Genomic DNA, 25125 nt, shown 5'->3' with positions numbered 1-25125 from the left:
GCGGGATGGAGCAGCCCGGTAGCTCGTCAGGCTCATAACCTGAAGGTCGCAGGTTCAAATCCTGCTCCCGCAACCAACACAGTCGAACAAAACACCGAACGAGCCGCCCAAAGGCGGCTTTGCTCGTTTTCCACCGCTCGTTTTGCACCAACCCAACCATCGCCGACAAACAAAAGGAAAGACACGCGCAAAATGCGCGATCGAATCTCCCAAGACGCAGGCTACGATAGACCAACGGACTGCCGAGCCACGTCAGTGATCGGTCAGACCAAGTACACTCTTACACGCGCGCTTTTTCAAATGCGGCCCAAGCTACTTCAAATTTCCCGAAATTGAAGCCGGGTTCAGAAGCCGCATTCAGAATTATTCGTTCGGTTTCAAATAATTTCAGAATGGCGTGTTCGAGCTGATCAATCAGATCGGCAGGGACAACAACAGCACCATGCCGGTCCGCATGGATGAGATCCGATGGATTGACCGTCAGGCCGAAGATCGAAACAGGCGTATCGATTTCTCGGACGTGAACGAAACCATGGCTGGGCCCAATAGAACCGGCGATGACCGGAAATCCTTGCGGCATGTCACCAAGGTCCCGCATCACCCCGTTGGTGAGTGCGCCGGTCATTCCGAACCCCTTGTGAACAGACGTATTGATTTCGCCCCAATAGGCGCCGATGCAGGAGGGGAAATCGACATCTTCAACCACTGCAACTGAGGGGGCCGGGGCCTCGGCCATATATCTGTAGTAGTCCATTCGCCGCTGCCTGATCACTTCCGGCGCTTCGGAGGGCGGCTGCACCGCAGCGATCTTGGCGGTACGGGCAAACCCGACGATTGCGCCCTCGGATGGGGCCGAACAGAACATCGTGCCACGCGTGAATTGGTCAAACCCGCGCTTGCCTTGGGCCATTTCGATGGCATTGCAGACTGTGGGTGTGTCGACCTTGCGCAACAAGGCAAGTAGGGACGGTATCATGGAGCCTCCAACCAACGGCGCAACGCCGCTGTGGTTTCCTGGGGTCGCTCGAGGGTGGGCAGGTGCCCCGCACCGATTACGACCTCCAGCGTACTGTTTCCGAGAAGCTTGTGCATCAGTTCGTGCCGCTCCAACGGACATAATCTGTCATCCTCGCCGCATAGGACGAGGCTTGGACCTTGATAAGCGGACAAGGTGTCCGTTTGATCCGGGCGGCCCATGAGTGCGATGGACTGGCGAAGAAAGACCTCGGGGCCCAGATCGGTTGCCATGGCCATGCACAGGTCCAGAATTGCGCCCTGCCGAGGGCCATCGGCCAGATAGTTCGGCTTCAACTCGTCACGCATGACCTGCCGCAATCCACCTTGACGCACGGCCTCCATCTGCGGACCGCGCCGGATTTTGACCTCGTCTGCTTCGGCCAGCAGGTTGGTGTCCAGGAGTGCCAGCCGTTCAACACGTGCTGGCGCCTGGCGCAGTACTTCCATAGCAACGATCCCGCCCATGGAAAGGCCCGCAAGGGCAAATACCGGCGGTGCGTAGCTCAGTACATCGGCAGCCATTGCCTCGACGCTATCCTGGCCGCTCAGCGGGTGGGTCATCAGCGGCAACTGTCCGGACAGGGCTTCGATTTGCGGCCCGAATAGTCGGGCATCGCACATCATTCCGGGAAGAAGAACCAGGGGCGTCATGCCGATGCCAATCTGGCACCTTCGGCCAGGGAGGCCAGCTTGGCATAGGCGATGTCGGGGTCGACCGCACCGAAGCCGGCAAATGTACCAAACCCACAGTCACTCCCGGCGATGACCCGATCCGGCCCCACGATATTGGTGAACCTCTCGATGCGTTGCCGCACCAGCTCGGGGTGTTCGATGAAATTCGTTGTCGTGTCTACGACGCCGGGCACAAGGATCTTGTCGTCCGGAATTTCGCTCTTGCGATCCCGGAAGACGGTCCACTCATGGGCGTGGCGCGGGTTCGACGTTTCGAACAGAACATAGCGGGATTTGGTCGCCATCAGGGTCGTGAACACCTGATCCATCGCAATGTCGCAGCAATGCGGGCCTTCGTAGTTGCCCCAGCAGATATGCACTCGGACCCGATCTTGCGGGACATTCTGCAGCGCATGGTTCAGGGCTTCAACATGCATCTCGGCGATCGCGATGAATTCGGCATCGGAAAGATCAGCGAACAGCATGTGCCGGGAAAGGGCCAGATCGGGGCAGTCCAACTGAAGATCCAGTCCCGCTGCGACGATCGTTTCATACTCCTGCTTCATCGCATCGGCGAGTGCGGCCAGATAGGCCTCGCGGCTGCGGTAGTGGGCGTTCTGCAGAAACAGAGAAATCACCCCAGGCGAGGCGGCGTTCATGAACCCACGTTCGACCCCGTGCTCAGCAATTGCCTGCTTGAGGTTGCGGATATCCTTGTTCAGTTCGTCCTGGCCTTTCGAGCGAACGTCGCCCGTGCATTGCGGCCGGGCGTATTGGGGTGTGCCCCCTTCGTTGGCAAGACGTTGCAAAAAGCTGGGAAACATCTTCAGGTCCGCGGGGGCATTCCGTGGACTGTCCCCTGAGAAGCCTGTGTAGCGGTCCTTTACGTATGTCGCGTACGAGATTTTTGAGGTCTCTCCGTCGCTGACGATGTCGACACCGGCCTCGACCTGACGCCGAACCGTTTCAGACACGGCCTTGGTCATGCAACTGTCGAACGCATCGGCGTCATAGGGCTCGTGCCGCTCGCGCGTAAAGATGAAGTCGACAACTTCCTGGGATCGGGGCAGAGACCCCACATGGGTGGTAAGTATCTTTGTCATGCGGGGTCCTTTCTTGATCAGTAGCCGGTCCAGGTTGCGCCAGCAGGATCTTCGGTCGCGGTGATGCGGTACAACCCGGCCGTACCGGTCATGGATGGAGTGATGGTATAGGCTTCGCCGGGCAGCACCAGCACCGTATCCCCGCCCGAAATCGTGGTTTCGACATCCTCGACAGTGACCCGCCAATGGCCGCTTGCCGGCATCAGCACGACGGGCTTGGCCGATTTGGTAGGGTCTTGAACACCAGAGCCGCGGGTCAGGAAGTCGACCTCAAAGCCGGGCTTGTCCTTGATCAGACCGTTTTCACCGATCACCTTGGCGGGTTTGTCGGCCGCCAGCGCCATCAGGTCCCAGTAGCGGGCCACGTATTTGCCGATCACGGCTTCGACCGGCACTTCGGGATAGGATTTCAGCTGCTCTTCGGTCAGCAAGGGCATAGGCCGGACGTTATGCGGGAGGTCCTGGCCTTTCTTGCTGTCGTAGAGCACGCCGTTGTCACCCAGCATCAACCCGTGCGCCCGTGCGTCTTCAATGACCTGAGGTGCCCAGGTTACGCCGCCGCCGGCATCGTCGCCGCCCAGAATGGACATGATCATCCCGTAGTCGTCGCCCACGTTCTCGAACCCGCGGAAAATGCCGGTAGGAATGTTGAAGATGTCACCTTCCTCGGCAATGAACTCGCCCGCCGTGCCATAGCGACCCCAGAAAAACCGCCAGCGGCCCTTGGCGACAAAAAAGACCTCGGCCGTCGTATGGCTGTGCAGCGAGTTGCGGCATTTGGGCGGTTGGCCGGCGGCCCCGATATTGAAGCCGATCTTGTCGGTTATGTGAACATGTTGATCTGGCGACTCCGAAACACCGCCGCCGATGATGGTAAAGTTCTCTTTCTGATCGCTGCCCGGCGTGTGGGCATCGATGAAGGCCGTCTTGCACGGCTTGAGCTCTCCATAACGGACGATGCGTGATGCGATGGTTGATTGTGTCATGGTTCTGGTTCCGGATTTTGCGTTTGAGGGAATGGTCGGCAGATGTTCGATCACGTTCCCGGAGGCCGCAAATTCAGGCGGCGCGCTCGAAGGCTTTGCCGGAATAGGTGAAAGCGCCGGCTTGCACCGGTCTCGCGCAGGCCGCACGCCAGAACACGATATTCGACCGGAGCGTGCATTCAGACCTCTGCGCCCTGCAGAAGGATCTGCTTCCAGACCGAGGTTTCGTCAAACAGGGTGTATTCGCGGCGCAGCTTGGGTTCGCCGCTGATCAGTTCGCCGAATTCGGCATGGCTGATGCCCAGAACATAGACCTGCGCTCCGGTGGGGGCTCCGAACACCCCCCATCCGTCATGCTTGCCCCACAGGCTCCAACGCAGTGCGGCACGGGGTGGCATATTGGGATCGTCGCGGCCGATCTGGTGTTCGATGCGGAACTCGGCATTGGGGAAGCTGGCTCGCAATCCCATCCAGAACCGGTCGACCGAGTCCCAACCGTGTCCGGTGACCCCGCCGACATATTCCGACTGAACCGCGCGGTCGTATTCAGCCCCGATCGCGCCCATGTCGGCTTTCATGATCCGGGTCAGAATATCGGCATAGCGCTGGCCCCATTCATTGTCGTTGCCTCGACCCTTGTAAGGGCCGGGTTGGTCGATCTCGGGCGTCAGAGGTTTCACGCAGTTTTCCGGCCCGCCCTCGCGAGCGATCAGGTCGGCCGCGTATTCCTTGGGGTCCCAGCCCATCTGGCGCACGATGGCCCCCTGATCGCGGATCAGCCATTCATCGTTGATCTGATTGTCGATCGCATGGCAATCGGCCAGAATCCGGTACCGCAGCTTGGTTCCGGTTGGTTTGCCATAGACACCTTCGGCAAGGTGCGTGGCGGTCGAGATGATGCGGTGGGAACTCAGCATCCCCTCTTCGGGCGTGCCCGACCAGATCACGTCTTCGCCCAGAAGCTGCCGGTCGGGAAACTCGGTCAGGGTCGCCATCGTCGCGCCGATGACGTTTTGGTTGCCCAGTACGACCGAACCCGGTGAACGGACAACGATGTCGTCGCTGTAATATTCATGCAGCGTCGCGATCCCGCGATCTTCCCAGATTTCCTTGGTGATGCCGATGATATAGTCGGGAAAATCCCGGAATTTGGGGTCAAATCCCTTCATGTGTTCGTCCTTTTTGGGTTCCATCCCTTGGGCAACCGGGCCGAGGTTCGTACGATCAGCGGTCCGTCAATTGCCACCTTGCGGGGTTCAGAAGTCTTGGGTTCTTCGATGTGATCAAGCAGCGCGGCAACCGTTTCCGCGACCATCAGGTTCGCCCGCTGCCGGATCGTCGTCAGATTGTATGCGGGCCATCCGGCGGGGGGCACATCGTCATACCCCACGACCGACACGTCTTCGGGGATGCGCAGGCCCAGCTCAAAGCGCAGAACATCCATGACCGCCAAAGCCATATGATCGTTGGCGACGAAAACCGCGTCAGGTCGGCGCTCCGGTGCCACGTCGAACATGGTTCGGGCCGCCGCACGGGCATTTTCGGTGTGAAACTCGCCGATCCCATGTGCAAAAAGATCGCTGCCGGCGTCGCGCAGTGCGGCAAGGAAACCAGCCTCGCGGTCGCGCTGGGTCGAGGCACCCTGCCAGCCCGCGATGTAGGCGATGCGTTGGTGCCCGCCCGCCAGCAGGAACTCGGCCACCTTACGACCGCCGGCATAGTTGTCCGAGGTCACGGTGGTGATACCCTCAAGATCCTGGCTGCGGTTGAACAGCACCACCGGAACGCCCGCCTGCTGGCAGCGGGTGGCGATGTCCGACGACATCGGCACCGAGGCCAGAATGACCCCGTCCACCTGATAGTCGAGGATTTCCTCCATCACGTCGTCGATATTTCCGGCCGAGCGCGAGGCCATGAAGATCAACACGTGATAGCCATGCTCCTGCAGGCGGTTGGACAGTTTCTCCAACGCCTCGGGATAGAAGTAGTTGTCCAGGTAGCCGACAACCAGGCCGATGATCCGGCTTTTGCCCGACACCATCGCCCGCGCCAGCACGTTGGGACGATAGCCCAGTTCGGCCGCCGCCTTGCGCACCTTTTCCTCGGTCTTCTTGCTGACCGAAGCGCCGGGCGTGAACACCCGGCTGACCGCCGACTGGCTGACGCCGGCCAGTTGCGCAACCTGAAGCGATGTGACCTTGTCCGCCATCAGTCCGCCGTCCATCCGCCGTCGATCAGCATCGACGTGCCTGTGACCAGACCCGAGGCGTCGGAGGCAAGATAGAGAACCGCGCCCATGATATCCTCGACCTCGCCCACGCGGTTCAGCTTGATCTTGTCCATGATCCAGGCCGCACGTTCGGGGTTGTCGAAGGTCGATTGCGTCAGCGGGGTTCGGATGAAGGTCGGGCAGACCGTGTTGATGCGCACGCCCTGCTTGCCCCATTCGATCGCCATCGCCTTGACCATGCCTTCCAGCCCGTGCTTGGTCGCACAGTACAGCGCCCGGTCGATGCCGCCGACATGGCCCATCTGGCTGGAAATGTGGATGATCGAACCGGGCCGCCCGGCTGCCATCAGCGCCTTGGCCGCATAGGCCGACAGGAAATAGGCCGAGCGCAGGTTGACGTTCATGACAGCGTTGAAATCCTCGGGCGTGGTTTCGACCGCCGGCCCGTGCCGCGCGGTCCCGGCCGAGTTCACCACCACGTCAAAGGCCCGCCCGTCGAACAGCGCCTGCAACGCGGTCAGGTCGCCCTGATCCAGCACCCGCCCCTCGGCCGACCAACCCTGCGCTTGCAGGGCGGAAACCGCTTCGTTCAGCCGCTCGGCCCCGCGCGCGGCGCAGACCACATGCGCCCCGGCCTCGGCCAAGGCAACAGCGCATCCCAATCCGATGCCCGAAGACGCGCCGGTGACCAATGCGGTCTTGCCGCTCAGCGAGAACGAAGGGGTGCGGGGCAGTTGGGTCATCAGCTCATTCCATCCGGGGTTTCAATGCGGCCCAGGTTACGGGCCTTGTTGAATTCCCGCAGGCGGGCAAAGACGTCAACGCCAAGCTGCGCATAGGCGTCCAGAAGATCGACCAGAACCCAGTTTTCGCGGATCCGCCCGTTCTCCAGCCGCCAGAAATCGAGGCTGCGCATGGTGATCCGCTTGCCCGAAGGCGCGATGCCCATCCACCCGTCATGGGTGACGGTCTGGATCATGTTGGGCCAGCCGGTCACTGCCGCATAGTCGCCATCGCCGAAGAAATGATAGGTGATGTCGTCGACATATTGCCCGCGATCCGGCATCCCGTTCAGGAACGGGATCTGGTGCCAGTTGCGGAACCCGGCATAGCCGCGCCCGGTGCCGATGCCCGAAGGCCCGTACCAGTTCATGCGCGGATGCCAGAACCGTTCCATCTCCATCACCTCGGGCCCGCCCTGCGAAGGGTGCTTTTTCAGATGTTCCAGCATGTCGACGATGTGCTGGCAGGTGGCGCGGCCCTTGTCGGCGTCGTAGGGCCCCGGCACCAGACCGTCCTGCGTGGCCGGGCCCGGCACATGCCATTCGCGGCCCAGGCTGGGCGCCATCGGCCAGGCACGGGCCTGCATCATCACTTCGGGGATGTCCCACAGGGCCTGCATCTCGACGATCCGGCCGTTTTCGAACCGGTAGAACTCGTGAAACCGCATGGTGACCTGATGGCCGGTGGGCGGGATGTCCAGCCACGGACCGGTGAAAGTGCCGGTGTAGTAGCCACCGCAGCCGACCCAGTCGGCGCCGAACTCGTCCGGTCCGGCCATTACGATATAGTCGCGCCGCTCGAGGTCCGGCCAGGCATCCAGCAGGCCCTTGTAGGCCAGATCGTAGAACGCCTCGCTGCCGGTGCTGTCACCGAAGGGGTGGCACAGGCGGAACAGGGCGTCGGGCGCGGTCACCTGCGCCAGCGCGGCCCGCACGCCGGGTTCGTCGAAATCATACATCCCCGCCCGAAGCGGCGCGATCAGCGCCTTGTGCTGCGTATGCCTGTCACTCATTCGGCGGCATCCCGGTATGGGGCCGGTGCGCCATAGGGCACGTTGATGCCGCCATAGCGGCGCACCCGCACGTTACATTGTTCGGCATGGCCCACGAACCCTTCCAGCAGACACAGGCGCGAGCCGTACTCGCCGATCAGGGTTGCCGCCTCGTCGGTCAGGATCTTCTGATAGCTGTGGGTCTTCAGGAATTTGCCCACCCACAAACCGCCGGTATAACGCCCGGCCTTCTTGGTGGGCAGCGTGTGGTTGGTGCCGATCACCTTGTCACCGTTCGATACGTTGGTGCGCGGCCCCAAGAACAGCGCGCCATAGCAGGTCATGTTTTCCAGAAACCAATCATCGCGGTCGGTCATGACCTGAACATGCTCCGAGGCGATCTCGTCGGCGACCTGCAGCATCTCGTCATAGCTGTCGCACAGGATCACCTCGCCATAATCCTGCCAGCTGACCCGCGCGGTGTCGGCCGTCGGCAGGATGCCAAGCAGGCGATCAATCTCGGACAGGGTCTCCTCGGCCAGCTTGCGCGAATTGGTGACCAGAACCGCGGGCGAGTTGTAGCCGTGTTCGGCCTGCCCCAGCAGGTCGGTGGCGCAGAGCTCGGCATCGACGGTTTCGTCGGCGATCACCATGGTTTCGGTCGGGCCGGCGAACAGGTCGATGCCGACGCGGCCGAACAGCTGGCGCTTGGCCTCGGCCACGAAGGCGTTGCCGGGACCAACCAGCATGTGCACCGGGTCGATCGTTTCGGTACCCAGCGCCATGGCGCCGATCGCCTGGATGCCGCCCATGACATAGATCTCGTGCGCGCCACCCAGATGCATGGCGGCGATCACCGCCGGATTCGGCTTGCCCTGAAACGGAGGGGTGCAGGCGATGATGCGCGGCACACCCGCAACGCTGGCCGTGGCCACGGACATGTGGGCCGAGGCCACCATCGGGAACTTGCCGCCGGGCACATAGCACCCGACCGACTGCACGGGGATGTTCTTGTGGCCCAAGATCACGCCCGGCAGGGTCTCGACCTCGATATCGGTCATCGAGGCGCGTTGCGCGCGGGCAAAGTTCATCACCTGCTCCTGCGCGAACTTGATGTCGGCCAGTTCGCGGTCTGACAGCTGAGCGATCAGGTCGTCGATCTCGTCCTGGGACAGGCGGAACGAGGCGGGCGAATAGTTGTCGAACTTCTCGCTCAGCTCGCGCACCGCGGCGTCGCCACGGGTTTCGATGTCCTTCAGCGTCGCCTCGACCACGGCGCGGGTCTTGGCGTCATCCTCGGCCCGGTCTGCGTCGGACTTGCCGCGTTTGAGATACTCGATTGCCATTGTCTTGATCCTCAGTTGTCGGGGCGGGGCGGAGTTTTCTCGCCCCGGTCATATGCTTCCCAGCCGTGGCCCTGGAACAGGTCGACGCCCAGCTGCGCGGCGACATGGGCGAAATCGACGTTCACCCAGTTGTCGACGATCTTGCCGTCGACAACTTTCCAGAAATCCATATAGCGGATCTCGACCCGCTTGCCGGTGGGCGGGATGCCCAGGAATTCGCCCGAATGGGTCGCCTCCTGCCGGCCAAAGGCCGCGGCCCATTCGCCCATGTAAAGCCGCGCCTCGTCGATGCAGACCTTGTCGGAAAACGCAGCCTGGAAGGGGCGCTGCCAGTTGTCCTGAAACTCCTTCAGGCCGTTCTTCGTGCCGCAGCCCTGATTGCCCATCCAGCGGAACCCTTCGGCGAAGAACTCGCCAATGTCGTTGATGCGGTGGTCATTCAGGCCGTCGACCATGGTTTCGATCACGCGGCGCGTGTCTTCGGTTTTGTTCAGGTCGGTGTCGCGGGTCAGAACCGCTTGTTCAGGTCGGGAACCTTTCATCGTCTTGTCCTTGTCAGATTGTCAGGGATTGGGGATCGGGGGGACATGCCCCCAAATCCGGGAAAATCCCTGGGCAACCTGTTCAGCGCCGGATGGCGCGTCAGGGCGTCATGGCGGAACCGGCGGCTCATTAGCCCTTGACCGCGCCGGCGGTCAGGCCGCTGACGATCTGGCGCTGGAAGATCATGACCAGGAAGAACAGCGGCGCGGTGATCGACACGGCCGCGGCCACGGCGACGACCTGGTCGGTGGTGGTGGTTTCGCGGTTGAACATGCCGGCGATGGCCGGAACCATGGTCTGGTTCTGCGCGTCCAGCAGCAGCGAGGTCACCAGAAAATCGTTGTAGGCCAGCAGGAAGCTGAACAGCCCGGTGGTGATGACGCCCGGCCACATCACGGGCATGATCACCCGACGGAAGGCCTGGAAATGGTTGCAGCCGTCCACGCGCGCGGCTTCGTCCAACTCGGCCGGGATGTTCTGGAAGAACGACCGCAGCATCCAGATGGTAAAGGGCTGGTTGATCGCCACCAGAACCGCGATCACGGCAAAGGGCTTGCCGTACAGCGTGGGCGCGTTTTCCCCCAGGATCGGGCGCAGCCATTCGGCCGAGTTGATGAAGACCGGCAGATAGCCCGCCACCAGAACCGAATGCGGCAGCGCGCGGAACACCAACGCGACGATCAGGATCCAGAACGCCAGCGTCGAGCCCGACCGCGCCAGCCCATAGCCCGCCAGCGTGCCCACGGTCAGCGACACGGTCACAACGCCCGCGGTAACGATCAGCGAGTTCTTGAAGTTGTTGGAAAAGCCGCGGTCGATCCAGACGGTCTTGTAGTGTTCGGTCGTCAGACCAACCACGTCCCGCCCCAGCGGGCCGAACAGCGGGTTCAGCACGTTCAGAACTGCCGGCAGGATCACGAAAAACACCAAGAGAAAACCCAGCACCAAAGCCAAACCACCGATGATCCAGCCGAACCAGGACTGACCTGGCTTGGTGTAGGTTCTGACCATCGAGGGCAGTGTCTTGGTCGTCGCAATCACCGCGACCCAAATGGTGACAATGCCGAGGATGATGTCGAGGATGGAAAGGCCTTCCCCGGTCGCAAGAGTCGCTGGACCGAAGATCACGTTCAGCGCGTTGCTGTCGAATGCGTCCACGGGTGATTTGAAGCTCATCACCGCGATCCAGAAGATCGGGAAGGCCGCCACAAGGCACCAGAACGCAAGAAACAGGTTCGACGACAGGCGCAGGCCGAGCGGTTGGCGAAGGGCGCGCGAGGACATATCAGTGACCTCCTTTGTGGTCGCGCCATGTCCGGCGCAGCGGTGCGATGAGAAGGATGACGATTCCGACCATGGTCAGCATGGCGCTGGCCGAGGCCCGGCTGATCGAACGGTTGCCCGCCTGATCCGGTACAAGGAAGTCATAGGTCAGCCATTGCAGCGAGATCACGTAGCCCTGGCTCGAGAAGCCGACGATTTCTTCGAACACCCGGTAGGAGTCCATCAGATGGATCATCGACACGAAGATGATCAGCGGCATCAGGTGCGGGATGACGATGTATTTCAGGCGCTGCCAGCGGCTTGCGCCGTCGATCACTGCGCTTTCAAGGCTGTCCTGGTTTACGGTCTGAAGACCGGCGTAGAACACGATCGCGGCAAAGGGTGCGACGTGCCAGACGCGGTACAGCATCATCAGCAACTCGATTGTCCAGGCCTGCGCGAACAACGCGATGTCGCGGTTCAGCCACCATTCCAGCATGGCCGTCAGGATGCCGTCGCCGCGAAATAGCCAGTTGATCGACAGGGCGCCGATGACCGGCGTGATGATGAAGGGCAGGAGCGACACAAAGATCACCGGACCACGTATGGCCGACGCCGCATTGTTGATCACGATGGCGATCAGCAGCCCGGTACCGATCACCAAGGGCAGAGTGATCAAGGTGAAGGTCAACGTAAAGCGCAGCGCCTTCCAGAAATTGATTGTGGACAGCACGCTCCAGCTGCCTTCGCTGATCGCGCGCCAGGCGCGTTCAGGCTCCAGCACGTTGCGATAGCTTTCCAGCCCGACAAACTGGGTCTGCGTGATGATCTCGCCCTCTTCGTCCAGCCTCGGAATGGACTTTTCCTCGGTCACGCAGGTCTGGGTCAGGAAGCCCGGCGTGCAGGTCTCGACCTCGACCGTCTCATAGATGGGCTGGGTGACGTAGAAACTCTGCTTGAACACGCTGACCAGCGGGAAAGCGATAAAGAGAAGCATCATAAAGACAGAGGGGCCGACAAAGGCGGCAAATGTCCGGAAATTCATGGCTCTGCCTTTCTCATGGTTCTCGTTGGATTGGGTGCGGGAGGGTCGAGGCCCTCCCGCGGCAGGATCAGTTGTTGACCAGTCCGGCCTCTTTCGCGGCGGTCAGATAGTCCGCCTCGATGTCTGCCAGCGTGGTCTGTGCGTCTTTGGCGCCGGTCAGGTAATCGGCCAGGCCATTGCCAAGCGCAGTGTGCATGATCCCCATCGGGCCAGATGCGGGATAGGCTTTGGCGCCGGCTTCTGCCGAAGCGGCTGCACCTGCGGCCAGATCACCGGGCTTGTAGGCCGGGTTCAGCCAGACAGCGGCGTTGTTGTTGGCCTCGACCATTTCTGCATCCATGCCTTCCAGCGCCACGCGGAACGCGGCATCGGCCTCTTCGTCACTCATGTTCGAGGCAAGAACGATGCCGTCCCACCAGATCGTGGTTGCCGGAGCGGCCGAGCCCATCGGAGCGGCGGCCATGACGACCTTGCCGACGACCTGGCTTTCGGCCTCATCGTTCATTGCGGCAGCGCGGCTGGCCCACAGGTTGGCCATGGCGATCTTGCCCTGTTGGAACTGCTGCTGAACGTATGTGGAATCAGACACCAGATACTCGGGGTCCATGTATTCGGTCATGGCCTTGAGCGTCTCCAGAGCCTTCACGCCCTGATCGTTGTTGATTGCAGGCATGTTGCCGTCAGCAAAGAACTCACCGCCTTCGCCCAGGTACATGTTCACGAATTCCTGACCCAGGTTCCAGCCAGTTTTGAAGGTGCCGCCGATGGGGTAATCCATGACGCCGGCCTCTTTGATCTTGGCTGCAGCGGCCAGAACATCGTCATAGGTCTTGGGCTCTTCGATCCCCAGATCGGCCAGAACGTCGCTGCGGTACATCAGGTGCTGGGCGTTCACCATCATGGCGATCGCCATGGTTTGCCCGTCTACCTTGATCAGTTGGTTCGGCAGCAGATCCTGACCGTATTTTGCGACCAGATCATCCAGCGGACGAATGGTGCCCGCGTTCAGCAACGGCACCAGCGTTGCGTTCGACACGCCGCCGATCTGGTACAGAGCCGGATCGGCCGCAAAGGCTTCGGGCTGCTTCTCGCGGAACTCCTGATCCAGCGATGCGCTGAAATTGCCGCACTCGGCCATCGCGTCGGTGACGGCCTTCCAGGCCTCGAACCCGGCGGACAGTGATTTGAGCGGAACGGTGTTCTCGAACGAACACGCCGCCCATGCAGTGCTGGTCACCATGGTCATGGCGCCTGCCATCAGAATTGTCTTGAGTTTCATGCGTTTCTCCCTGTCAGGATCGGTCCGTCGTCGACGTCCGGACCGTTGGTTGGCCCTTTCGGGCTTTGGTTGGGGTCAGCCCCCGATCCGCGCACCGCTCTCTGCTTCGAACAGGTGACAGATTTCTTTCGGCACCGAGAACGAGACCATCTCGCCTATTTCGGCACGGAATGCTTTGTCGGCTTTGACCGAGACCAATGCGCCGCCGACCCGGACCGAAATCATGGTGGCGTCACCCAGCAGCTCGAGCGTGTAGATCGGTGCCGTGATCTGGCCCTGACCTTCGGCCAGTGTCGCATCCTCGGCACGGAACCCCAAGGTCAGCGGGCCGTCAGCAATGTCCAGCCCCGGGATTTCGACACCCGTGGTCCGGAACACGCCGCCCTCGACCTGACCATCCATCAGGTTCATGGCTGGCGAGCCGATGAAACTGGCGACGAAAGTGTTGGCCGGGCGGTCGTAAATCTCGGTCGGGCTACCAACCTGTTGCACAATGCCCTTTTTCATCACCACCACGCGGTCGGCCAGCGTCATGGCCTCTATCTGATCGTGGGTGACATAGATCGTGGTGACGGCCAGTTCGTGGCTGAGATTCTTGATCTGCGCGCGGGTGGATACACGCAGCTTGGCGTCCAGGTTGGACAGGGGCTCGTCCATCAGGAACACGTTCGGTTCGCGCACGATCGCGCGGGCCAGAGCAACACGTTGGCGTTGACCGCCCGACAGTTCCGCCGGTTTGCGATGCAGAAAATCGTCCAGCTCGACCATGGCGCTGGCGCGGCGCACCTTCTCGTCATGGGTTGCGGGGTCGATCCCGCGGACCTTCAGCGGAAAGCGGATGTTTTCATAGACGTTCATATTGGGGTAGAGGGCATAGCTCTGGAACACCATCGCCACGTCGCGGTCCTTGGGCTCAAGATCGTTGACCACTTTGCCGTCGATCAGGATGTCGCCCTCGGTCACGTCCTCAAGCCCAGCGATCATGCGCATTGTCGTGGTCTTGCCGCAGCCGGACGGGCCAAGCAGAACCAGAAACTCGCGATCGGCAATCGTCAGATCGAAGTTGTGAACCCCAACAAACGATCCCCATCGCTTGCCGACATTGCGCAGTTGAATTTCCGCCATGAAGCCCCCCGGGAAGGAATCGTTTTGCATACGTTTGCAAAAGGGTATTCTTGGTTTACCAATTCTGGCAAGACATTTTTGCATACGTATGCAAATATGCCGGAAATCAGTGATTCACCCCCGGGCAGAAACAGGCGTAATATGCTGCAAAACAATGAAAAACAGATGAGCTTTCAAAAAGAGAAAGATCTGGTGAAGGCGTTCTATGAGGACCTGCAGTTGGCCACCAACGACAAGCTGTCAGATGTCATAGGGCGATTCTGTGCGCCGAATCTGCTGTGGCGCGGCTTTCACCCGTTCGGTCAGATTTCGGGGGTCCACGACGTAGCGGAAAACTTCTGGGCCCCGCTGCGAAACAGCCTCAAACGCATGCAGCGGCGTCAGGACATTTTCTTTGCGGGTTGCAACTCGCTGACCGACGAGCGCGAGGTCTGGGTGGTTTCCATGGGCCATCTGATGGGTCTGTTCGACCACTCCTGGTTGGGCATTCGACCGACAGGCAAAATGGCATTCCTGCGCTATTGCGAGTTCAACAAGGTGCAAGACGGCAAGATCGTCGAGACCGCGATGTATTTCGATATCCCGCATCTGATGGTGCAGGCCGGTCAGAACCCGTTTCCGCCCCAAACCGCAGCCCATCTTGTACAGCCCGGGCCCCTGACTCACGACGGTATCCTTGGCGCGGATCAACCGGTCGAAGAAGGGGAGCAGACTCTGGCGCTGATCAACGCCATGATTTCCGATCTGGGCCAGTGGAAAAGTGGCCTGACCCTGAGCGAAGAGCTGAGCCGCACCTGGCATGACGACATGATCTGGTGGGGACCCGAGGGAATTGGCGCCACCTACACGATTGATCGGTATGGCAAGCAACATGCCGGTCCCTTCCGCGCGGCATTCGCCGAGCGGTCAAAGACCAAACATGTCTGCCGGCTGGCCGAAGGTCACTACGGCGGGTTTTTTGGCTGGCCGAACTTCACGGCTATTCCTACCGGAGGGTTCATGGGCATGCCCGCGACCCAAACGCACGGTGAGTTTCGAGTGATCGACATCTATCGCCGCGCAGGCGACAAGCTGGCCGAGAACTGGATCTTCATCGACCTTCTGCATTTCTGGAAACAGCAGGGCGTGGACATACTGGCAAGAACCACGGGCATCGGATCGGCGTAGGTGCAGCCCGGGGGGAGGACTGGATGCAATGGGAGAGGATTTGGTGGAGCCTAGGGGAGTCGAACCCCTGACCTCTTGCATGCCATGCAAGCGCTCTCCCAACTGAGCTAAGGCCCCTTTCCGGTACCGCCTGTGCGGTGGACGGACGTTTATGAAACGACGTGCGCGAGTGCAAGACCAAAAAATCGGATTCGGTGAAAAAAGATGCGCGGCGCACGGGGTGCATCGGGGCGCGGGGCAGCCTGCGCCGCCCCGGCCGGATCACGAGTCTTCGTCTTCCGACGCGACGTCGGTGATGTCGTCCAACGAGACGTTGTCCTCGTCGTCGTCCTCAAGCAGATCGTCGTCCAGATCGACATCGACTGCGTCATCATCGTCCAGCAGTTCGTCATTGGACGTGGCTTCGCGCGCCTTGACCGACGCTGCATCTTCGGCGTCGGCTGCGATCATCCGGCTTTTGCCGGTTTCCAATTCCACGATCTCGCCGGTATAGGGGCTGATGATCGGGTCCTTGTTCAGGTCATAAAACCGCTTGCCAGTGGTCGGACAAACGCGCTTTACGCCCCATTCTTCCTTGGGCATGTCAATTCCCCTTGATATCAGGTGAGTCGTATCAACGATTCAGGTCACCTGCCACATGCGGCGGGTACTGTCAAAGCCTTTGCGCCAAGGAGATCGCACCATGGGGCGACATTCATTGCCCGGACAGCCTCCCGTTGCGCTGACCTTGCGCAAATCGGCGCGGGCACGCCGCATAAGCTTGCGTATTTCCCAGTTGGATGGCCGGGTTACGTTGACTTATCCGAAGGGCGTGTCCGAATCCGAGGCGGTCGGCTTTGCGCGCTCAAAGGAGGACTGGATCCGCCAGCATCTGGGCGCGCGGCCCGTTCCGGCGTCAGTCGGCTTCGGTGAAACCCTGCCGGTCGAAGGTGTGCCAAGGCGAATCGTGCCGGCGGAGGGGCGCCGGGTCAGTTTGCATGCCGATCGGGTTGCGGTGCCCGAAGGGGCCGAGGCGCGGCGCCTCGCCCGCTTTTTGAAAGAGCTGGCGCGTGATCGCTTGACCGAAGCCTGCGACGACTATGCAGCCATGCTGGGGCGGGACTACTCCAGCCTGACGTTGCGCGATACACGGTCGCGGTGGGGGTCGTGCAGTGCAGCGGGAGGGTTGATGTTTTCGTGGCGGCTGATCCTGGCGCCCCCTGAAATCCTGCACTATGTCGCGGCTCATGAGGTCGCGCATCTGGCCGAGATGAACCATTCGGCGGCGTTCTGGGCGCAGGTCGAGCGGCTGTTCGGCCCGTACAAAGCGGCCCGGCACTGGCTGCGCGACAATGGGGCCGAACTGCACCGTTACAGGTTCGATGCGCCCGCCGGTTGACCTCACGGGGATTTGTGATCACATGAGGGCATGTTGACCACCCGCAGCTCCGACTCCCAGATCGCGACCCATGATCAGGTATACCGCGCCCTGCGGTCTCGAATCATGCATGGAGAAATCCCGCCCGGTCAGGCGCTGACATTGCGCGGCATAGGCAAGGAGTTCGGTGTGTCCATGACGCCGGCGCGCGAAGCCGTGCGCCGTCTGGCCGCCGAAGGGGCGCTCTTTCTGTCCAACTCGGGTCGGGTCTCCACGCCCGAACTCAGCAACGACCGGATCGAAGAATTGGCCGCGCTGCGGGCCTTGCTGGAGGTCGAGCTGGCCAGCCGTGCGCTGCCTCGGGCGCATATGGCTCTGATCGACCGGTTGCAGAGCATCAACATGACCGTGGCCGAAATGGTGACCAAGCGTGATGCGGTCGGCTACATCCGAACGAACCTCGAGTTTCACCGCACGCTTTATCTGCGTGCGCAGGCTCCGGCCATGCTAGCGATGGCCGAAACCGTCTGGCTGCAGCTTGGTCCGACCATGCGCGCTCTTTATGGCCGCCTGCGACGGACCGAACCGCCGCATTATCACAAGCTGATCATCGCCGCTCTGAAGGCTGGGGACGAGCCGGGTTTGCGGTTGGCGGTGCGATCGGATGTGACCCAGGGTCTGCGCCTGCTGGTCAGCTGAGCGGGCCTTTGCCCAAAGTGAAAAATCCAAACGGGCGGCGGTTGCGAAGCTAGCCTCAAGGCATTTGCTGCGCTACGCTGCTGCCAACAACAAATAAGAGCAGATTTCAGCCATGATCAATCGACGGACATTCTCACTGGGTCTCGGTGCAGTTTTCCTGAGCGCCTGCGCGGGCGGGTCCGCGCCAACCGGAACAACCGCGTCGCGAATGCGGGCAGTGCCCAATGCCGGCTGGGATTCCTGGGTGGCAAGTTTCAAGGCGCGCGCGGCGGGGCAGGGTATTTCGCAAGCGACGATCGACCGGGCGTTTCAGGGGGCCGGTTACCTACCAGATGTGATCGAACGCGACCGCAACCAGGTCGAGTTCAAGCGCTCGCTCGAAGACTATCTGGCCATCGCCGCGTCAGACGAGCGGATCAGTACCGGCAAGCAGATGCTGCAACGCCACAACGCCACCCTCACGCAGATCGAGTCGCGCTATGGCGTCGACAAAGAGGTCGTGGTGGCGGTCTGGGGGCTGGAAAGCCGCTATGGGCAGCGGCGGGGCGATGTGCCCGTTATTTCGGCCCTTTCCACGCTGGCCTATGACGGGCGTCGCGGGGCGTTCTTCGAAAGCCAGCTGATTGCGGCGTTGAAGATCCTTCAAAACGGTGACACGTCGCCGGCCAACATGACCGGCAGCTGGGCCGGTGCCATGGGGCATACGCAATTCATCCCGACCTCGTATCTGGCCTACGCCGTGGATTTCACAGGAGACGGCCGACGCGACATCTGGTCCAACGATCCGACAGACTCGCTGGCTTCGACGGCTGCCTACCTGTCGCGGGCGGGTTGGGTTCGGGGCCAGCCTTGGGGGGGTGAGGTCGGATCTGCGGCGGCAAATTCGGGCACGCCGGTTGCAATTCTGCAGCCGCAGAAACCCGGGCCGCGCATAGCGGTGTTCCGCAATTTCCAGGTGATCAAACGCTACAACAACTCGGACAGCTACGCGATCGGGGTTGGGCACCTGTCGGATCGGATCGCCGATGGCGCACCCTTTCAGGCGTCTTTCGGGCCCGACGAAACCGGCCTGACGCTGGAAGATCGCAAAGAGTTGCAGCGTCGTCTGACTGCTGCCGGGTATGACACGCAAGGCGCTGACGGGGTGATCGGCAAGAACACCACCGCGGCCATCACCGCGTATCAGCAAGCCAAGGGCCTGCCCGTTACGGGCGTGCCCTCGGTCAGCTTGTTGCGCTCTTTGGGTGGTTGACGGATCAGGCCGCCAGTCCCTTGGACCCCAGGTCCAGGAATTTCTGACGCCGGTCCTTGATCAGCGCGGCGGCATCCTTGCCGTTCAGATCCTTCAGCATCTTGGCGATCGCCCTGCCCACGGATTCGATCGTGGCCGGGCGGTCGCGATGCGCGCCACCTTTGGGTTCGGGGATGATCAGGTCGCAGACGCCCAGCTTTTGAAGGTCCTGCGCGGTCAGGCGCAGCGCCTCGGCGGCCTCGCGCATTTTTTCGGCATCTTTCCACAGGATCGACGCGCAGCCCTCGGGCGAAATCACCGAATAGATCGAGTGCTCCAGCATCGCCACCCGGTTGGCCGTGGCAAAAGCCACCGCGCCGCCCGAGCCGCCTTCGCCGATGATGACAGACACCAGCGGAACACCGATTTTCAGACACATCTCGGTTGAACGGGCGATAGCTTCGGACTGCCCGCGCTCTTCGGCGCCCTTGCCCGGATACGCGCCGGCGGTATCCACCAAGGTGATTACCGGCAGGCCAAACCGACCAGCCATTTCCATAAGGCGCACGGCTTTGCGATAGCCTTCGGGGCGGGCCATGCCGAAGTTGCGCTCGATCCGAGATTTGGTGTCCGAGCCTTTTTCATGCCCGATCACCATCACCGGCTGGTCATTGAACCGTGCCAGGCCGCCGATGACCGCCAGATCGTCGGCAAAATTGCGGTCGCCAGCCAGCGGGGTGAATTCGGTGAACAGGGCCTCGACATAATCCTTGCAGTGCGGACGTTGGGGATGGCGGGCCACCTGGCATTTCCGCCAGGGCGTCAGGTCCTTGTACAACTCGTCCAGCAGCTTGGCCGCCTTGGCGTCCAGCGCGGCGGCTTCGTCCGCTACGTCCATCTCTTCGTTGGCGCGGGCCAGGGCGCGCAGCTCTTCAGCTTTGCCTTCAATCTCGGCCAGCGGTTTTTCGAAATCCAGATACTGGGTCATGACGCCTCTCAACGCGAAAGTTCTCCGCTATATGACCCGAGGTCGCCCCGGATGCAACTCGGCACCGCGTGTCGGGGTGCGTTTCCCCGCGCGCGTCGACATGGTACGCGTGCCTGCGACCTCAGCCTGGCCACAGCACAGGGTACAACGAAATCACCAGAAGAGCCGCCATCGACCAGTTGAACACGGTCAGACGTCGCCGGCTGGTCAGCACGCGTGCCATCTGCTGGCCCAGAACCGTCCAAGTGCTGACAGATGGCAAGTTCACGCAGCCGAATACAAGGGCAACCAGCGCAATGGCTTGCAGGGTCTGGCCCGGGGCATAGGCCGTCGTTGCCGTCAGCGCCATGGCCCAGGCTTTGGGGTTCACCCATTGAAACGCTGCCGCCTGCAGAAACGTCATGGGCCGTCCGACGTGCCTCGGGCCCTTGGCAGGAGCCGCATTGGCAATTCGCCACGCGAGGAATAGCAGATAGGCCACCGACGCGATTTTGAGGATCACGTGGCTGACGGGATAGGCCTCGAACACCTGCACCAATCCTGCGCCGACCAACAAAACCATCAGCGTAAAGCCCAAGCCGATACCCAGCATATGGGGGATTGTCCGCCGGAACCCGAAATTTGCCCCTGAGGCCATCAGCATCAGATTGTTCGGCCCCGGCGTGATGGACGAGACAAAGGCAAACGCGACCAGCGCAAGTAGGATGTCGTAAGTCATGGCGCAAAGATCGCCCAGGTTTGCTCAAATGAAATTGCGATTTCGTTCTCGATTGCATAAAGCTTGCAATAAATGGCGAATATTGACCTCAAGAATCAGCAAATATTGCAAGAGCTGGCCCGAAATGGCCGGATCAGCAACCTTGAACTGGCGGACCGCGTAGGGCTTTCGCCGTCAGCCTGTCTGCGCCGGGTGCAAGAGCTTGAGCGGTCCGGCGTCATCAGCGGGTATCGCGCCGTTTTGAACCCTGCGGCGATGGGCGTCGGTTTTGTCGCCTATATCGGCGTCGGACTGGGTGAGCATACAAAGGCCGCTCAGGAAGGTTTTGAAAAAGCGGTGCAATTGGCGCCCGAAGTGGTCGAATGCCACAACATCACCGGTACGATCGAATACTTGCTGCGGGTGGAATGCGCCGACCTGTCGGCCTACAAGACCTTCCATACCGACGTATTGGGCACGTTGCCCCATGTCACCTCGATCACGTCCTACGTGGTCATGGGATCCCCGAAAGACCTGCGGGCCTGAGCTTGAGCCCACTGCCGCTAGGGCCTTGCAGGCATGTGTATCCCGGAATATCGTCGGCCTGAAAGCGCCAGAAATTCGGCATCAGATCGAACAGTGCGCGATGTCAGGGAGACACGATCATGAGTTTTGTTCGGACAGGCGCATTGGCGGCCTTGGTGGCGATTGTCGCCGGTGCCGCATTTGCCGCGCCTTTGAAATTGCAGCCCGCCAACCCGCAACCCAATCCCAAGGCGGGGTTGAACGTGAAATATGTTGGGCAGGGTACTCAGAGAAAGATCCGCGATCTGAGCCAGGCCAAAAGCGTGTTGTCCAAGGCCAAGCCGGGCAAGCCACTGCGCGGGCTGGACTATGCCGACACCAACAAGGGCGAGCCGGTTCTGACGTTCACGGACCCCTACAATGTTGCCGCTGAAATCACCGGGTACATGCGCTTTGATTCTCCAGGCATTTACGAACTCGAAACCTGGTCCAATGACGGGCTCGAGGCCTATGTCGGTGGTCAGCAGATCGGCCGTGTCACCGGGATTCAGGGGTGTGAAGCCAACCAGCGCACCGAGGTCGAAGTTCCAAAGGCGGGCTGGTACCCTCTGAAGATCATCTATTTCCAGAAGCTGGGAACGTCCTGCCTGATGATGAAATCCGGCAAGCAGGGTGAGAAGTTTACCTGGACACCAAACAACGTGTTCGGCCGCTGAGGCCAACCGAAGTCAGGAAAAGGCGCTCGGAACGAGCGCCTTTTTTTAAGTCCCCATCAGCCGTTTGCGGCGATCAGCTCGGCCTGCGCCACGATCACCTCGGCCTGCTTGATCGAGGCGATGTCCACCAGCCGTCCTTTGTAGACCGTGGCGCCTTCGCCATTGGCCTTGGCTTGCTCCATCGCAGCCAGGATCTCGCGCGCTTCGGTCACCGCCTCGTCCGACGGGGTGAAAACCTGATTGGCCAGCGCGATCTGCTTGGGGTGGATCGCCCATTTGCCGACCATGCCCAGCGTCGCCGAGCGGCGCGCCTGCGCGATGTAGCCTTCGTCGTCCGAGAAGTCGCCGAACGGTCCGTCGACCGGCAGCACCCCGTGGGTGCGGCAGGCAGCCACGATCGCAGCCTGCGCCCAGTGCCACGGGTCCGACCAGTATTTCTGGCCCTCGCGCAGCATGTAATAGTTTTCCTGCGTGCCGCCGATTCCCGTGGTCTGCATTCCCATCGAGGCGGCGAAATCGGCCGCGCCCAGGCTCATGGCCTGTAGGCGCGGGGAGGAGGCCGCGATTTCCTCGACATGGGCGATGCCGGCGGCGGATTCGATGATGACCTCGAAGCTGATGGGCTTGGTGCGGCCCTTGGCGCGTTCAATCGCAGTGACCAGAGCGTCAACCGCATAGACATCCTCGGCGCAGCCCACCTTGGGGATCATGATCTGATCCAGCCGGTCGCTGGCCTGTTCCAGCAGGTCCACCACGTCGCGGTACCAATAGGGCGTATCCAGCCCATTGATGCGCACCGACATGTACTTGTTGCCCCAATCCACGGTGTTCAACGCCTCGATCACGTTGGCGCGGGCGGTCTCCTTGTCGGACGGGGCCACCGAATCTTCGAGGTCGAGGTTGATCACGTCCGCGGCCGAGGCGGCCATCTTGGGGAACAGCTTGGTGTTGGATCCGGGGCCGAACAGCTGACAGCGGTTTGGTCGCGCCGGGGCGGCGGGTTGGATACGAAAGCTCATCGGCACCTCGCTGAGTAATGAAATTGCGATTTCAGTTGGCAATTGGGTATTAAATTGCGCGTCCCTGCGCAAGCCTGATTGTGCAGTTGCGGCAATGCTGTTGCAGAAAGCTGTGCGCAACCCCCGGAACGCGGCGGTCAAAGTTTCATCATTTTGAAAGTTTCGAAGCTTTTTGCGCCATTCGGGAGAATCTTGCAAAATTCTCCGGTCGACGTGCGGGAGGTTGGAGGAAAACGAGAAACGCTCGTTGACGGCCTTCAATAGGTTGGGGCGCAAGAAAAGGAGAGCGCGCGATGATCGAGACACCGTATTTGCTGTTTTTGGGAGATGCCCCCGACCAACTGGCCGCCAAGGTCGCGATCGGCATTCGGGACTGGCGCCCGGAAAACGCCGTGGGTCAGCTGCGGATGGAGGGCTGCAAGGCCGATCTGGGACTGACCGACATGACCCTGGCCGAAGGCAAGGCCGCCGGCGCCAAGACGCTGGTGATCGGTGTCGCGAACCGCGGTGGCGTTATCAGCCAGGCCTGGAAAGAGGTCCTGATCGCCGCGCTGGAAATGGGCTATGACCTGGCCTCGGGCCTGCACAACCTGCTGCGCGACGAAGGCGATCTGGTGGCCGCGGCCCAGACCCATGGATGCACCCTGCATGACGTTCGCGTGCCCACGGTGGGTTATCCGATCGCCAACGGGCGCAAACGCAGCGGCAAGCGCTGTCTGGCGGTGGGCACCGATTGTTCTGCGGGCAAGATGTACACGGCCATGTCGATGGATGCCGAGATGCGCAGGCGCGGGATGAAATCGACCTTCCGCGCCACCGGCCAGACCGGCATTCTGATCACCGGGCAGGGCGTTCCGCTTGACGCCGTGGTGGCCGATTTCATGGCCGGTTCCGTCGAATACCTGACACCCGAGAACGATCCCCATCACTGGGATCACATCGAGGGGCAGGGGTCGCTGTTCCATGTCTCGTATTCCGGCGTGACCATGGCGCTGATCCATGGCGGTCAGCCGGATGCTCTGATCCTGTGCCACGAGCCGACCCGCACCCATATGCGCGGTCTGCCGGAATATTCCCTGCCGACGCTGGAACAGCTGCGCGACACGGCCCTGCCTTTGGCGCGCGTCGCCAACCCTGCCTGCCAGGTCGCGGGTGTGTCGATCAACACCCAGCACCTGAGCGAGGAGGACGCGAAAGCCTACATCGCCAAGGTCGAGGCCGAGATGGGCCTGCCGACGACCGATCCGTACCGTTTCGGCGCGGGCAAGCTGGTGGACGCGCTGGCCGCGATGTGATCCAACCGGGGCGCCGATGGCGGGGGTGCCCGCCTCCGGCCCTGGAAACTGCAAAGAGTAAGGAGTGGGCGCGTGCAAATCGACGTCTCTCGTGATGTGTTCCGGTTGGCGCAGGTGTTCACCATCTCGCGCGGGTCGCGGACCGAGGCCAAGGTACTGACGGTGCGCCTGACGGATGGGGCGCATCAGGGCTGGGGCGAATGTGTGCCTTATGCCCGGTATGACGAAACGCTGGAGTCGGTCGAGGCCGAGATCCGCGCTTTGCCAGAAGCATTCACGCGCCAGTCGCTGATGGACCTACTGCCGGCCGGGGCCGCGCGCAATGCGGTGGATTGCGCCCTGTGGGACCTTGAAGCCAAGCGGGCGGGCAAGCGCGCCTGGGAACTGGCCGGCCTGCCCGCGCCCAAGCCCGAGATCACCGCCTATACCCTGTCGCTGGACACGCCCGACGCCATGCGGGCGCAGGCGGCGAAGAACGCGCATCGTCCGCTGTTGAAGATCAAGCTGGGCACGCCCGACGACATGCCGCGGCTCGAGGCCGTGCGGGCCGGGGCGCCGGATGCGAAGATCATCGTGGATGCCAACGAGGGTTGGTCGGCTGAGGTCTATGCGGATCTGGCGCCGCATCTGGTGCGGTTGGGCGTCGCGCTGGTCGAACAGCCGCTGCCCGCCGGAGATGACGAGGCGCTGATCGGACTCGATCGTCCGGTGCCGGTCTGCGCCGACGAGAGCTGCCACGATCGCGCCAGCCTGCCCGGGTTGAGGGGCAAATATGACGTGATCAACATCAAGCTGGACAAGACCGGCGGTCTAACCGAGGCGCTGGAGCTGCGCCGCGCGGCGCAGGCCGAGGGCTATGGCATCATGGTGGGCTGCATGGTCGGCAGCTCTTTGGCGATGGCGCCTGCGACACTGGTGGCGCAGGGTGCGCTGGTGACGGACCTTGACGGCCCGCTTCTGTTGGCCGAAGACCGCGACACCCCGCTGATTTTTGACGATGCCGGAGTACACCCGCCCGAGGCGGAACTCTGGGGCTGATGGAGACGAA

26 protein-coding genes and 1 tRNA gene are annotated in these 25125 nt (G+C 61.6%); 8 read left to right on the top strand and 19 right to left on the bottom strand.

The genetic code is table 11. The annotated features are described in order from the left end of the window. Nucleotides 1–280 precede the first annotated feature (280 nt). The 14 genes from AC2FNL_RS00910 to AC2FNL_RS00845 all read right to left on the bottom strand — a co-directional run bounded on the left by AC2FNL_RS00910 (nt 281) and on the right by AC2FNL_RS00845 (nt 14383). A complete protein-coding gene (locus AC2FNL_RS00910) occupies nt 281–976 on the bottom strand; it encodes an RraA family protein (RefSeq protein WP_496831758.1) in 696 nt (231 codons plus the stop codon). Continuing rightward, nucleotides 973–1668, bottom strand: a complete 696-nt coding sequence (locus tag AC2FNL_RS00905; RefSeq protein ID WP_496831756.1) for an alpha/beta fold hydrolase — start codon at nt 1666–1668, stop codon at nt 973–975. Before AC2FNL_RS00905 ends, AC2FNL_RS00910 begins: the two co-directional genes overlap by 4 nt. Then, nucleotides 1665–2792, bottom strand: coding sequence for a cobalamin-independent methionine synthase II family protein (locus AC2FNL_RS00900; protein ID WP_496831754.1), 1128 nt, complete (start codon nt 2790–2792; stop codon nt 1665–1667). The genes AC2FNL_RS00905 and AC2FNL_RS00900 overlap by 4 nt, the downstream gene beginning before the upstream one ends. A gap of 17 nt (nt 2793–2809) precedes the next feature. Beyond that, the gene (locus tag AC2FNL_RS00895) at nt 2810–3778 is read right to left on the bottom strand and encodes a cupin domain-containing protein (protein ID WP_496831752.1); all 969 of its coding nucleotides are present in this window, start codon (nt 3776–3778) and stop codon (nt 2810–2812) included. A gap of 179 nt (nt 3779–3957) precedes the next feature. Further along, complete coding sequence (locus AC2FNL_RS00890; protein WP_496831750.1) at nt 3958–4947, bottom strand: nuclear transport factor 2 family protein; 990 nt, start codon at nt 4945–4947, stop codon at nt 3958–3960. Further along, nucleotides 4944–6002 carry a LacI family DNA-binding transcriptional regulator gene (locus tag AC2FNL_RS00885; RefSeq protein ID WP_254436633.1) on the bottom strand — a complete coding sequence of 353 codons (1059 nt, stop codon included), beginning with the start codon at nt 6000–6002 and terminating at the stop codon, nt 4944–4946. The genes AC2FNL_RS00890 and AC2FNL_RS00885 overlap by 4 nt, the downstream gene beginning before the upstream one ends. Next, nucleotides 5987–6751: an SDR family NAD(P)-dependent oxidoreductase gene (locus AC2FNL_RS00880; RefSeq protein ID WP_170421906.1), complete on the bottom strand. Its 765-nt coding sequence runs from the start codon at nt 6749–6751 to the stop codon at nt 5987–5989. Before AC2FNL_RS00880 ends, AC2FNL_RS00885 begins: the two co-directional genes overlap by 16 nt. Beyond that, nucleotides 6751–7803: an ester cyclase gene (locus AC2FNL_RS00875; RefSeq protein ID WP_496831747.1), complete on the bottom strand. Its 1053-nt coding sequence runs from the start codon at nt 7801–7803 to the stop codon at nt 6751–6753. The genes AC2FNL_RS00880 and AC2FNL_RS00875 overlap by 1 nt, the downstream gene beginning before the upstream one ends. Continuing rightward, nucleotides 7800–9128, bottom strand: a complete 1329-nt coding sequence (gene hisD / locus AC2FNL_RS00870; protein WP_496831745.1) for a histidinol dehydrogenase — start codon at nt 9126–9128, stop codon at nt 7800–7802. Before hisD ends, AC2FNL_RS00875 begins: the two co-directional genes overlap by 4 nt. An 11-nt stretch (nt 9129–9139) precedes the next feature. After that, nucleotides 9140–9670: an ester cyclase gene (locus AC2FNL_RS00865; RefSeq protein WP_093965117.1), complete on the bottom strand. Its 531-nt coding sequence runs from the start codon at nt 9668–9670 to the stop codon at nt 9140–9142. Nucleotides 9671–9800: 130 nt separating this feature from the next. Beyond that, nucleotides 9801–10955, bottom strand: coding sequence for a carbohydrate ABC transporter permease (locus AC2FNL_RS00860; RefSeq protein WP_496831742.1), 1155 nt, complete (start codon nt 10953–10955; stop codon nt 9801–9803). Nucleotide 10956: 1 nt separating this feature from the next. Next, a complete protein-coding gene (locus AC2FNL_RS00855) occupies nt 10957–11934 on the bottom strand; it encodes a carbohydrate ABC transporter permease (protein ID WP_496831740.1) in 978 nt (325 codons plus the stop codon). Nucleotides 11935–12046: 112 nt separating this feature from the next. Beyond that, on the bottom strand, nt 12047–13258 hold the full coding sequence (locus AC2FNL_RS00850; RefSeq protein WP_496831738.1) for an ABC transporter substrate-binding protein: 1212 nt from the start codon (nt 13256–13258) through the stop codon (nt 12047–12049). Nucleotides 13259–13333: 75 nt separating this feature from the next. Beyond that, on the bottom strand, nt 13334–14383 hold the full coding sequence (locus tag AC2FNL_RS00845) for an ABC transporter ATP-binding protein (RefSeq protein WP_170421894.1): 1050 nt from the start codon (nt 14381–14383) through the stop codon (nt 13334–13336). A gap of 165 nt (nt 14384–14548) precedes the next feature. Here AC2FNL_RS00845 and AC2FNL_RS00840 point away from each other — a divergent pair, with 165 nt between their 5' ends. Further along, entirely contained in the window at nt 14549–15550 is a 1002-nt protein-coding gene (locus AC2FNL_RS00840; RefSeq protein ID WP_496831736.1) for an ester cyclase, read from the top strand. Nucleotides 15551–15591: 41 nt separating this feature from the next. On the opposite strand, the gene AC2FNL_RS00835 is transcribed toward AC2FNL_RS00840, so the two are convergent. Together AC2FNL_RS00835 and AC2FNL_RS00830 are read right to left on the bottom strand one after the other, a co-directional pair. Next, nucleotides 15592–15667: transfer RNA gene (locus AC2FNL_RS00835), tRNA-Ala, on the bottom strand. Nucleotides 15668–15811: 144 nt separating this feature from the next. Further along, the gene (locus AC2FNL_RS00830; RefSeq protein WP_093965124.1) at nt 15812–16132 is read right to left on the bottom strand and encodes a TIGR02300 family protein; all 321 of its coding nucleotides are present in this window, start codon (nt 16130–16132) and stop codon (nt 15812–15814) included. 100 nt (nt 16133–16232) lie between these two features. Between AC2FNL_RS00830 and AC2FNL_RS00825 the strand changes: the two genes are divergently transcribed. The 3 genes from AC2FNL_RS00825 (at nt 16233) to AC2FNL_RS00815 (ending at nt 18858) form a co-directional block, all read left to right on the top strand. After that, nucleotides 16233–16928, top strand: coding sequence for a M48 family metallopeptidase (locus tag AC2FNL_RS00825; RefSeq protein ID WP_496831734.1), 696 nt, complete (start codon nt 16233–16235; stop codon nt 16926–16928). A 30-nt stretch (nt 16929–16958) separates the two neighbouring features. Next, nucleotides 16959–17606: a GntR family transcriptional regulator gene (locus AC2FNL_RS00820; RefSeq protein ID WP_093965127.1), complete on the top strand. Its 648-nt coding sequence runs from the start codon at nt 16959–16961 to the stop codon at nt 17604–17606. 112 nt (nt 17607–17718) lie between these two features. Beyond that, nucleotides 17719–18858, top strand: coding sequence for a lytic murein transglycosylase (locus AC2FNL_RS00815; RefSeq protein ID WP_496831732.1), 1140 nt, complete (start codon nt 17719–17721; stop codon nt 18856–18858). Between the two features lie 4 nt (nt 18859–18862). Here AC2FNL_RS00815 and AC2FNL_RS00810 read toward each other — a convergent pair whose 3' ends face one another. Continuing rightward, nucleotides 18863–19825, bottom strand: a complete 963-nt coding sequence (locus AC2FNL_RS00810; RefSeq protein ID WP_093965129.1) for an acetyl-CoA carboxylase carboxyltransferase subunit alpha — start codon at nt 19823–19825, stop codon at nt 18863–18865. A 121-nt stretch (nt 19826–19946) separates the two neighbouring features. Further along, nucleotides 19947–20543: a LysE family translocator gene (locus tag AC2FNL_RS00805; RefSeq protein WP_496831730.1), complete on the bottom strand. Its 597-nt coding sequence runs from the start codon at nt 20541–20543 to the stop codon at nt 19947–19949. 72 nt (nt 20544–20615) lie between these two features. Here AC2FNL_RS00805 and AC2FNL_RS00800 point away from each other — a divergent pair, with 72 nt between their 5' ends. Beyond that, complete coding sequence (locus AC2FNL_RS00800; protein WP_170342784.1) at nt 20616–21068, top strand: Lrp/AsnC family transcriptional regulator; 453 nt, start codon at nt 20616–20618, stop codon at nt 21066–21068. 119 nt (nt 21069–21187) lie between these two features. Beyond that, nucleotides 21188–21763, top strand: a complete 576-nt coding sequence (locus AC2FNL_RS00795) for a PA14 domain-containing protein (RefSeq protein ID WP_170342782.1) — start codon at nt 21188–21190, stop codon at nt 21761–21763. 56 nt (nt 21764–21819) lie between these two features. Here AC2FNL_RS00795 and AC2FNL_RS00790 read toward each other — a convergent pair whose 3' ends face one another. Next, nucleotides 21820–22782, bottom strand: a complete 963-nt coding sequence (locus AC2FNL_RS00790) for an L-malyl-CoA/beta-methylmalyl-CoA lyase (protein WP_496831728.1) — start codon at nt 22780–22782, stop codon at nt 21820–21822. A gap of 293 nt (nt 22783–23075) precedes the next feature. Here AC2FNL_RS00790 and dgcN point away from each other — a divergent pair, with 293 nt between their 5' ends. Continuing rightward, complete coding sequence (dgcN, locus tag AC2FNL_RS00785; RefSeq protein ID WP_496831726.1) at nt 23076–24077, top strand: N-acetyltransferase DgcN; 1002 nt, start codon at nt 23076–23078, stop codon at nt 24075–24077. A gap of 72 nt (nt 24078–24149) precedes the next feature. Further along, the gene (dgcA, locus tag AC2FNL_RS00780; protein ID WP_496831723.1) at nt 24150–25115 is read left to right on the top strand and encodes an N-acetyl-D-Glu racemase DgcA; all 966 of its coding nucleotides are present in this window, start codon (nt 24150–24152) and stop codon (nt 25113–25115) included. Nucleotides 25116–25125 lie beyond the last annotated feature (10 nt).

Source organism: Ruegeria sp. CRTD044, from assembly GCF_059613485.1.
This window is presented reverse-complemented; position numbering and strand designations above follow the sequence as displayed.

What these genes read in the sequence shown, in the direction of transcription:
- AC2FNL_RS00820 (WP_093965127.1), top strand. Translation starts at nt 16,959, where the DNA reads ATGTTGACCACCCGCAGCTCCGACTCCCAGATCGCGACCCATGATCAG.
- AC2FNL_RS00900 (WP_496831754.1), bottom strand. Translation starts at nt 2,792, where the DNA reads ATGACAAAGATACTTACCACCCATGTGGGGTCTCTGCCCCGATCCCAG.
- AC2FNL_RS00840 (WP_496831736.1), top strand. Translation starts at nt 14,549, where the DNA reads ATGAGCTTTCAAAAAGAGAAAGATCTGGTGAAGGCGTTCTATGAGGAC.
- AC2FNL_RS00910 (WP_496831758.1), bottom strand. Translation starts at nt 976, where the DNA reads ATGATACCGTCCCTACTTGCCTTGTTGCGCAAGGTCGACACACCCACA.
- AC2FNL_RS00875 (WP_496831747.1), bottom strand. Translation starts at nt 7,803, where the DNA reads ATGAGTGACAGGCATACGCAGCACAAGGCGCTGATCGCGCCGCTTCGG.
- AC2FNL_RS00860 (WP_496831742.1), bottom strand. Translation starts at nt 10,955, where the DNA reads ATGTCCTCGCGCGCCCTTCGCCAACCGCTCGGCCTGCGCCTGTCGTCG.
- dgcN (WP_496831726.1), top strand. Translation starts at nt 23,076, where the DNA reads ATGATCGAGACACCGTATTTGCTGTTTTTGGGAGATGCCCCCGACCAA.
- AC2FNL_RS00890 (WP_496831750.1), bottom strand. Translation starts at nt 4,947, where the DNA reads ATGAAGGGATTTGACCCCAAATTCCGGGATTTTCCCGACTATATCATC.
- AC2FNL_RS00805 (WP_496831730.1), bottom strand. Translation starts at nt 20,543, where the DNA reads ATGACTTACGACATCCTACTTGCGCTGGTCGCGTTTGCCTTTGTCTCG.
- AC2FNL_RS00795 (WP_170342782.1), top strand. Translation starts at nt 21,188, where the DNA reads ATGAGTTTTGTTCGGACAGGCGCATTGGCGGCCTTGGTGGCGATTGTC.
- AC2FNL_RS00830 (WP_093965124.1), bottom strand. Translation starts at nt 16,132, where the DNA reads ATGCCCAAGGAAGAATGGGGCGTAAAGCGCGTTTGTCCGACCACTGGC.
- AC2FNL_RS00905 (WP_496831756.1), bottom strand. Translation starts at nt 1,668, where the DNA reads ATGACGCCCCTGGTTCTTCTTCCCGGAATGATGTGCGATGCCCGACTA.
- AC2FNL_RS00850 (WP_496831738.1), bottom strand. Translation starts at nt 13,258, where the DNA reads ATGAAACTCAAGACAATTCTGATGGCAGGCGCCATGACCATGGTGACC.
- AC2FNL_RS00895 (WP_496831752.1), bottom strand. Translation starts at nt 3,778, where the DNA reads ATGACACAATCAACCATCGCATCACGCATCGTCCGTTATGGAGAGCTC.
- AC2FNL_RS00810 (WP_093965129.1), bottom strand. Translation starts at nt 19,825, where the DNA reads ATGACCCAGTATCTGGATTTCGAAAAACCGCTGGCCGAGATTGAAGGC.
- AC2FNL_RS00790 (WP_496831728.1), bottom strand. Translation starts at nt 22,782, where the DNA reads ATGAGCTTTCGTATCCAACCCGCCGCCCCGGCGCGACCAAACCGCTGT.
- AC2FNL_RS00845 (WP_170421894.1), bottom strand. Translation starts at nt 14,383, where the DNA reads ATGGCGGAAATTCAACTGCGCAATGTCGGCAAGCGATGGGGATCGTTT.
- AC2FNL_RS00825 (WP_496831734.1), top strand. Translation starts at nt 16,233, where the DNA reads ATGGGGCGACATTCATTGCCCGGACAGCCTCCCGTTGCGCTGACCTTG.
- AC2FNL_RS00885 (WP_254436633.1), bottom strand. Translation starts at nt 6,002, where the DNA reads ATGGACGGCGGACTGATGGCGGACAAGGTCACATCGCTTCAGGTTGCG.
- AC2FNL_RS00865 (WP_093965117.1), bottom strand. Translation starts at nt 9,670, where the DNA reads ATGAAAGGTTCCCGACCTGAACAAGCGGTTCTGACCCGCGACACCGAC.
- AC2FNL_RS00800 (WP_170342784.1), top strand. Translation starts at nt 20,616, where the DNA reads ATGGCGAATATTGACCTCAAGAATCAGCAAATATTGCAAGAGCTGGCC.
- AC2FNL_RS00815 (WP_496831732.1), top strand. Translation starts at nt 17,719, where the DNA reads ATGATCAATCGACGGACATTCTCACTGGGTCTCGGTGCAGTTTTCCTG.
- hisD (WP_496831745.1), bottom strand. Translation starts at nt 9,128, where the DNA reads ATGGCAATCGAGTATCTCAAACGCGGCAAGTCCGACGCAGACCGGGCC.
- AC2FNL_RS00855 (WP_496831740.1), bottom strand. Translation starts at nt 11,934, where the DNA reads ATGATGCTTCTCTTTATCGCTTTCCCGCTGGTCAGCGTGTTCAAGCAG.
- AC2FNL_RS00880 (WP_170421906.1), bottom strand. Translation starts at nt 6,751, where the DNA reads ATGACCCAACTGCCCCGCACCCCTTCGTTCTCGCTGAGCGGCAAGACC.